Source organism: Janthinobacterium sp. BHSEK (genome assembly GCF_056174685.1).
Map to the genome: position 1 here is coordinate 1 of NZ_JBWBYV010000264.1, position 472 is coordinate 472.

Sequence of the window (472 nt, forward strand, 5' to 3'; positions counted from 1 at the left end):
TCAAGCTACCGGGGCGTACCTTTTCCCGAAGTTACGGTACCAATTTGCCGAGTTCCTTCTCCCGAGTTCTCTCAAGCGCCTTAGAATACTCATCTCGCCCACCTGTGTCGGTTTGCGGTACGGTCTCGTATGACTGAAGCTTAGAGGCTTTTCTTGGAACCACTTCCGATTGCTTCGTGAATAAATTCACTCGTCCCATCCCCTTGAATTCCGCACCCGGATTTGCCTAAGTGCCTTCTATGAGACAGAAACTGACTATTCCAACAGTCAGACAACCTTCCGCGATCCGTCCCCCCATCGCATCATACGACGGTGCAGGAATATTAACCTGCTTCCCATCAGCTACGCATCTCTGCCTCGCCTTAGGGGCCGACTCACCCTGCTCCGATGAACGTTGAACAGGAAACCTTGGGCTTACGGCGTGGAGGCTTTTCACCCCCATTATCGCTACTCATGTCAGCATTCGCACTTC

1 rRNA gene is annotated in these 472 nt (G+C 52.3%); it reads right to left on the bottom strand.

What is annotated here, in order from left to right:
- Positions 1 to 472 (bottom strand): 23S ribosomal RNA (locus AC0V2Y_RS28945); the annotation flags it as partial.